Annotated in this window: 9 protein-coding genes; 3 read left to right on the top strand and 6 right to left on the bottom strand. The window is 42.3% G+C overall.

Going from position 1 to position 7776, the window contains the following annotated elements; genetic code table 11:
* From AC1DPQ_RS11540 to AC1DPQ_RS11560, 5 genes are all read right to left on the bottom strand, one after another.
* The coding region (locus tag AC1DPQ_RS11540) for a hypothetical protein (RefSeq protein WP_477609371.1) at positions 1–238 on the bottom strand (238 nt) is incomplete at its 3' end.
* 245 nt (positions 239–483) lie between these two features.
* Positions 484–1296 carry a helix-turn-helix domain-containing protein gene (locus AC1DPQ_RS11545; protein WP_477580832.1) on the bottom strand — a complete coding sequence of 271 codons (813 nt, stop codon included), beginning with the start codon at positions 1294–1296 and terminating at the stop codon, positions 484–486.
* A complete protein-coding gene (locus tag AC1DPQ_RS11550; RefSeq protein ID WP_477609373.1) occupies positions 1297–2268 on the bottom strand; it encodes an aldo/keto reductase in 972 nt (323 codons plus the stop codon).
* 358 nt (positions 2269–2626) lie between these two features.
* Positions 2627–3469, bottom strand: coding sequence for a helix-turn-helix domain-containing protein (locus AC1DPQ_RS11555; protein WP_477580836.1), 843 nt, complete (start codon positions 3467–3469; stop codon positions 2627–2629).
* 120 nt (positions 3470–3589) lie between these two features.
* On the bottom strand, positions 3590–4078 hold the full coding sequence (locus AC1DPQ_RS11560; RefSeq protein ID WP_477580838.1) for a DUF2306 domain-containing protein: 489 nt from the start codon (positions 4076–4078) through the stop codon (positions 3590–3592).
* A 293-nt stretch (positions 4079–4371) separates the two neighbouring features.
* Between AC1DPQ_RS11560 and AC1DPQ_RS11565 the strand changes: the two genes are divergently transcribed.
* The 3 genes from AC1DPQ_RS11565 to AC1DPQ_RS11575 all read left to right on the top strand — a co-directional run bounded on the left by AC1DPQ_RS11565 (position 4372) and on the right by AC1DPQ_RS11575 (position 7470).
* Positions 4372–4959, top strand: a complete 588-nt coding sequence (locus tag AC1DPQ_RS11565; protein ID WP_477609375.1) for a Crp/Fnr family transcriptional regulator — start codon at positions 4372–4374, stop codon at positions 4957–4959.
* A gap of 91 nt (positions 4960–5050) precedes the next feature.
* Positions 5051–5803 (top strand): glucose 1-dehydrogenase, encoded by a 753-nt coding sequence (locus AC1DPQ_RS11570; protein WP_477609377.1) that lies wholly within the window; start codon positions 5051–5053, stop codon positions 5801–5803.
* A 140-nt stretch (positions 5804–5943) separates the two neighbouring features.
* Positions 5944–7470, top strand: coding sequence for a PAS domain-containing sensor histidine kinase (locus AC1DPQ_RS11575; protein WP_477609379.1), 1527 nt, complete (start codon positions 5944–5946; stop codon positions 7468–7470).
* A gap of 77 nt (positions 7471–7547) precedes the next feature.
* Here the strand turns inward: AC1DPQ_RS11575 and AC1DPQ_RS11580 are convergent.
* On the bottom strand, positions 7548–7776 hold a 229-nt coding region (locus tag AC1DPQ_RS11580), incomplete at its 5' end, for a Gfo/Idh/MocA family oxidoreductase (protein WP_477609381.1).

The raw sequence follows: 7776 nt of genomic DNA on the forward strand, positions 1-7776 counted from the left end.
CTTTCATTTCGACCAAAAAAATCATCAAGGGATTCTCTTCCGGTCTTGTACGAACTTCAATGCTCATGTCAAACTCGATCCATTCATCAAGTATAATCGATTTGTATTTGGGCTTTGCCCGAAACGTGCAACACTGCGGTAATACAGGAAAGTCACCGTTTTCAAAAACTGATTTTAATAATTGAAAGCCCTTTTCTTCGAACGTATTCCCTCTGTATACCGTATTGCCTATGTTCATATTTTGATGCACTGATTAGAAAGTACTAAGATAAGAAGGTGATTCGGTATTTTATTCAACAAGTTGCTAGCTGTTTGTTAACAAAATGAAGCAAAAACACATCAGTTTACATACCAGAATAAATTTGACTAGAGCTTGATCCAGACTCTTTCCATACTATCCTATTTTAAGCATACCCTTATCTAGCAAGTCTTAGCACGGTGTTCTCAAAAAACACGAGGCTTGTACTTTCCTTAAACCCATACCTACGCATTCAGCGCCGTAGGCGCCATACCAAACTTCTTTTTAAAAGCATGTGAGAAGTGCGACAGGCTTTCGAAACCAAGGTCGAGATAAATGGCAGAAGGTTTTTGATGTTTGCTTTCGATGAGGTGTTTGGCTTCCCTTAGGCGTTTATCCTGCAGCCATTGGCGGGGTGGTGCACCGAAAGTTTTCAGGAAATCGCGTTTAAAACCGGCCAGACTGCGGCCAGTTAGCTGCGCGAATTTTTCGATGGGCACATTAAAATGAAAGTTGCTCAGCATAAACTTTTCCAGGTCTATTTTATGGGGTTCTGAAAAGTCGAATAAAAAGTTACGCAGTGCCGGTAGGGCAAGCAATAACAATTTAATTCCTTCTTTCACTTTCAAAATACCCATTTCATTGGTCATGGTGGCACCCGAGCTTCGGGCATAGGGAACAATAGACTGGAAATAGCCTTTGAGAAATTCGTTTGATGGAATCAGGATATTTGGCGGACCAATGTATTTATGGTCTGCGGTTAACTTTTCTTCCAATACGATCTTGCGCAAAAGCTCTTCCTGAAGGGAAATGACGATGGTTTCATAGTTCCCTCCGGGTAGCGGTGTTTTGGTGAGCGTACCCAACTGGTTTTTGCCAATCAACAACAGTTCTCCTCCGGCCATCGAAATACTTTGCCCAGCGGTTTCTAAAGTGAACTGCCCTGAAACCTGCAATACCAGGGTATGGTGGTTCCAGAAACACACTTTCTCTTTCCGCTGGGCAGAGAGGTAAGAATAAAAGATTAGGCCTGGGAGGATTTCTTTTGGATTGGTCATTTAACGTTGTAAATAAGTACCGCCACGTATGGCACCTATTGCAAAAGTAGTATTTAAAGTATTCATTTCTTCCGGCGTAAATACAATATCGAGCGCTTTAATATTTTCGGGCAGGCGCGATCTGCGGCTCATGCTTACTAAAGGCATGATATGATCGCCCTGCTCCTTTACCCAGGCAATAGCAAGCTGTGTAGGTGTACAGCCTTTGTTGTGGGCCAATTGTTTCAATACTTCTACTTTTTCGAGGTTATGAACCAGATTTTCGCCCTGAAAACGGGAGAAATGGTTATGGTAATCATTTTCGGCAAGTGGCGCTTTCATGTCGCCGGTTAATAAACCTTCTGCGGTATTGGCGAAGGCCACTACTGCAATACCTAACTCTTTTGCTGCAGGCAGCAGTTCATTTTCGATCTGACGGTCGGCCAGCGAATAGCCGATTTCCAGCGCACTTATGGGGTGGGTTTCATTTGCCTGACGGAGCTGCTCAGCCGTAATTTCAGATACACCAATGTGCCGCACTTTACCTTCTTTAATCAGGTCGGCAACCGTTCCGATGATGTCTGCCACCGGTACGCTATCGTCCATTCGGCAAGGCTGGTAGAGGTCGATGGTTTCGATACCCAAACGCGTTAGCGAGTAATTGATAAAATTTTTGATCGCAAGGGGCCGCAGATCTAACCCCAGCCACTGGCCGTTGTGAAAGATGGCACCGAATTTTACGCTGATAAAGGCATCGTCGCGCCGGCCTTTAATCGCTTTGCCAATTAACATTTCATTATGACCGGCACCATAAAAGTCGCCTGTATTTAAGAAGTTAATGCCACTATCTAATGCTTCCTGAATGGTGGCAATACTTTCTGTTTCGCTGGGTGTAGCACCACCCCATACGGAAGACATGCGCATACAACCTAAACCAAGTTTAGATACGAAAGGGCCATCTTGACCCAACTGAATTTTTGTGATGTTGTTCATGAAACAAAGATCAACATTCGAAATACCAAAGGCTTTCCTCTACGGCTCAAATATTTTGCCTGTACGGCTCAGCTGTTTGATGGTTTTAGCGCTATCTAGCGCAAGTCTTAATGTCAAGCCTAATGCAATGGGCAGACTTGTGCTTTCACTAAATTAATCCCTAAATCTCTTTGAGAAAATCTTAATTAATTATTACTATGCATGCGCATTCATCTAGCCCGTTGTCCTCTGCACTAAGACTTGAGCCAGTGAGGCCACTACGTCCTGCTGAACTTGTTTCAGCATCTTTTGCAACAGGAAAGATCCTGAAACAAGTTCAGGATGACGACTGCGTATACAAATTTGTCGTGTCCCCCTACTAACGCTCCCGAAAATCACTAGGTGTACACTTATACCTATCGCGAAAGCTTTTGGTAAAATTGGCCAAATCATTATAGCCACAATTAAAAGCAATATCTTTAATCCTTTCGTTTGAAATTAACAGCATTTCGGCAGCTTTTTCGAGCCTTTTGGTTTTGATATAATTGGCCGGTGTATCGTTGTAATGTCTGGCAAATTCGCGTTTAAAAGACGATAAACTCAAATTATTCAATTGTGCCAGGGCATCGATACTGAGTTGTTCAAACAGGTTGGCCTCAATAATTTGCTTAAAGGTATAGGTAGTAGGCGAAAAAAGCTGTGCAAATATGGTTTGTATGGCCTGGGCATTAGCGGTTTGGGCCAGCAGCAGGATAATTTCTTTTAACTTTAAAACCAGTATATCTTCGTTAACCAGTGCCGGATGCTGAAAATAAAACAGCAAGCCTTCAATATATTTCTCGATTAAAAAACTATTGTTTAAAACTTCGACACTTTTGTTCGAAATCATCCGATCGGACGCCTGAAGTATAACCGGCATCTCCCGGTCGTAGATCCGCTTTAAAATATCGGGATGAAAATTAACGACCATAATTTCGTTAATCCCCCCTTCATTTAAGTTACTGATGGTTTTGCTGGCCTGGATACAATTTAAAAACAAAGCATGTTTATGCGGAATATTTACCCGGTCTTCGCCGCGGTGATATTGCATTTCACCCTGCAACATGTACAAAAAACAGGCATTATCGGTAATGGGAAAATCGAAGGTAAAAGGTGCCTTTATCCTGATGTTCTGGATAATGGATTTACCAAACAAATCGTATTTTTTATGGTCAATGATCATATTAAAAAAAACCTTCAGCTATAAAAATAGAAAAACTAATGCATGGTTTGGCTTTTCTGCGCCTATGCATTAACTTATCCGGTATAAAAAGATTTTTTATTCCAAAATCGCATTTTTGGTTTACCGTATTCTAAGCGCGTTACGTTGTTTAATGTACTGGTAAATGGCCCCGGCAACAAATGCGATTAAGAGCACGAGCAATGTTTGGGCAATTATAGGATCGGTAGGATTTTTAGCCAGTGGATGCCCCAGCGGAACCCGGGTAAAGGTTTCGTTCACGGTGGGAATGAGCGACAGAAAGAAGCTGAAAGAGAGTAAAAAATTCTCTATATAGCGGGCCCTATTATTGGTACTTCGCTTTACCGAAAGCCAAAAAGCCACCACCACTAAAATAAAAATGAATACCGAAAAAATATGCCCGGGATTAAAGCCTCCATGTTTGGAGATTCCCAATGCAGTTAAAGCCGTAACAGCAGTAGTATAAAAGTATATTTTACCGCTAAGATGCATTAAATCAATTTTGCCAAAGCGTACAAATGAAATGATTGCCGCTCCAATGGCCACGATACCAATGATGGTATGAAAAATTCCTAAACCTGATAGTCCCATAGTCTTTTTTGTTGATATGTAATTGTTGTTTACAAAAGTGGCTATAGTAAGGTTAAGGCGTTTTGCTTATTCGTTCAATTAATTGGTAATCTCGTTCAAAAACGACCAGATGTRCTGCTTTCAACCTAATTAATGGATGGACATGTAATTTTCGTTATGGCAGGCAAGCCATATTCGTCGATTCGATGAAGTACTTTTCCTGAAACTGAGCAGAACAAGTTTGAATAATTAAAAAGGCAGCATAAAATAAGCTGAAAGTTTTATTTTTGAAGATTCTCCTTAAGCACCTAAAGATGGATAATTTTCAAGCGCTGTTCGATTACGTTCAAAAACTTTCTGGTAAAATGCTTTCAGCGGAAGAAAAGCAAGTATTTATCGCACATTTTAAACCTAAAAAAATCCGCAAGCGACAATACTTTTTACAGGAAGGGGATGTATGTAAGTATACTGGCTTCATTGTGAAAKGGGCTGCCAAGACGTTTACGGTGGATGAAAAGGGGCATGAGCATATATTAAAATTAAGTATTGAAAACTGGTGGTTAGCCGATTTTGAAAGTTTTTACAAGCTGACACCAAGCCGTTTTAACATAGAAGCGCTGGAAGATATGGAGATCTTACAAATCACCCATAACCTGGTAGAAGAATTCATAAAGCCTATTCCTGCCTTTTCAGCGATGCAGAACGTGCTGAGTCAAAACAACACCATAGCTGCCCAGAAAAGGATGCAGTCTTCCATCAGCCAAACTGGTGAAGAACGGTTTCAAGAACTCGTTAACGATTATCCACACTTTATACAGCGGTTCCCGCAAAATTTAATTGCTTCCTACCTGGGTTTAACACCAGAAACCTTGAGCCGGATCAGGAAGAACTCCTCAAAATAGCTTGATCTTTGTCAAGCCTATTTAATGACTTTTGATAAGTTGTAGTCCGTTGCACAGGTGCATCTTTGGATCAACATTAAATTCAAAGATCATGAGTAAATTAAAAAACAAAGTAGCCGTAATTACAGGCGGCAATAGCGGTATTGGATTTGGTATTGCTGAAGCATTTAAAAGTGAAGGCGCCGCCGGAGCTATTGTAGGTAGGAATCACCTAACTTTAGAACTTGCTGCTGCTCAACTGGGCAATGATTTTATAGCCATCAACGCAGATGTAACTAACCTTGCCGATTTAGAGCGGGTTTTTAAAGATAATGCTGAAAAATTTGGCAAAATAGATGTACTGGTAGCCAATGCTGGTGCAGGAACAACCGGAACAGTGGCAGATGTGAGCGAGGCGGACTACAACAAAACCATGGACCTTAACCTGAAAAGCGTTTATTTCACGGTACAAAAAGCATTACCTTATATGAATGATGGCGGGTCTGTAATTCTTATCGGGTCAAATGCCGCACACCGGGCATACCCATCATTTGGACTTTACGGCGCTGCAAAAGCTGCAGTGATCTTTTTGGCGAAAAGCTTTTCTAACGACTTGCTAGCAAGAAAGATCAGGGTAAATGTAATCACACCGGGTACTACAGACACACCTGCATTTGATAAGTTCGTTCCTGCAGAGCACATTGATGCGGTGAAAACACAATTTGCAAGCGCAATGCCGATAGGCAGGATCGGGCAACCCTCAGACATTGGTAAAACAGCGGTTTTCCTTGCTTCTGAAGAATCTTCGTTTTTGCTTGGCACCGAAATCCTTGTTGACGGTGGTATGACCTACTTAGCTAAGTAATTTCTTATTCACTGGTATGCGTTCAAACTCATACCAGTAATTACCAGGTGTTAAGAAATCGGCAATAAAATATTGACGAAAGAACACCTCACCAGTGTACCGTCCTGAATTTACTTGTCGTTTCACTATGGGCATGCCATATGAAAGACAGTTTATCTGTAACAGCTAAACATATTTGGCCTGTAAATGTTATCACTCTATCAGCTGAAATTGTTATGCAAGAAAATAGAGCGCAAGATAATTTTGAGAAACGGTTCAAAGAATGTGATGATAAGTTCAACGCTATATTTAAACTTACCAGTGTGGCCTCAAAGATCATTCGGTCAGACCTGACCATCTTAAAGGTGAATAAGGCGCTTTGCGAACTGTTGGACTATCCGCCAGAACAAATTGAGGGAACAAAAATTCTGGATCATGCCTGTGAAGAACATATCGCACACTGGCATTGCCTCCAGGAAGAGATCTGGTCTAGACAGGTGCCATTCTTTAAGCTGCAGGCCTGCCTGTACCGAAGAGACCGCAGCCGCGTATGGGTTGATGTAACTACGATCCTCTATAACGACCAGGGGGAAACCTTTGGATTTACTGTACTGGACGATATTTCCGGAATGAAACAGCTGAAGGAGAGCCAGAAGCGTCTGAACCTTGCCCTTAGATATACCCGTACAGCTATCTGGGAACTGGACCTTGAGACAAAAGAAGTTTTTCGTTCCCGCGACCATGATGAAATCTTTGGCTACCCGCAAAGGCAAGCGCATTGGACACTGGAAAGCTACTACCCACATATATCAGCAAATGATCTCCCAGTGTTTAAGGAGGCCCTAAAAAATATTCAGGCTGAGGGCGGCGTAGACGTGCAGGTAAGGCTAAACAGAGCAGATAGCAAGCTTCAATGGCTGAATATAAAGGGCAAAACTGAAACCAATAAAGCGGGTAAAGCCGTGAAACTGGTGGGTGTCATTAACGATATCACCAATGACAAAATCATAGAAAGGCATAAAGACGATTTCATAAGTATTGCCAGCCATGAGCTGAAGACCCCGGTTACCAGCTTAAAAGGATCAGTACAAATGCTGCAACGGGACGCGAACCGGCAATCTGACCGTACCAAGCGGTTGGTTGCGCAGGCAAGCAGGGGCATAAACCGGATCTCACTGATAATAGACGATTTGCTCAATGCCGGTAAAAATTATCGGGATCAGATAGAACTACGGAAAACGAACTTCAACCTGTTTGAGCTGGTACAGGAAATAGTTGAATTGTTTGCTTCCACCGACGTTCCGCCAGTAACTATAACAGGAAAGAAAAACATCATGGTCCATGCCGATTCAGAGCGGATCGGCCGGGTACTTACTAATCTGATCAGTAATGCTGTCAAATATGCTCCGGGCACTGCAGAGATAAAAGTTGAGCTCATTGATCATGAAACCTACGTTAAAATCTCCGTTATCGATCAGGGGCCCGGGATTGTTGCCGAAAAGATCCCCTTGCTGTTCGACCGGTATTACCAGGCCGCAGGGCAGCAGGAGCAAAATTCGGGACTTGGGCTAGGCCTGTTTATCTGTGCTAACATCGTTCGTAAACATGGGGGAGAGATCGGTGTAGACAGTGTGCCTGGCGAGCGTACCGGTTTTTGGTTCACGCTTCCAAAATCGGCAGGCAGTTAAGTTAAATCAGAAATATATTTACGATGTGCACCCTATGGCTGGATAATCCCCAGAATCTGTTTTAAAATCCCTTTTGGCTAAGCAGTTAGTTTGACCTTTTTTCCTGTTTTTACAGCCTGGTAGATGGCATCAATAATTTTAAGATCTTTCAAGCCTTCTTCGCCGTTTACAGGGACTATCGGCTTGGTATCTTCAAAAATAATAGTTGCCATTTCATCCATCTGTACGGTTTGATGCGTAGTGATAGGCTGCGTGAGTTCACCTTTATGTGTTCTACCCTTTATCGGGCCATAACCGGTAGAAGGT

The organism is Pedobacter sp. 01T416_2 (assembly GCF_056398925.1).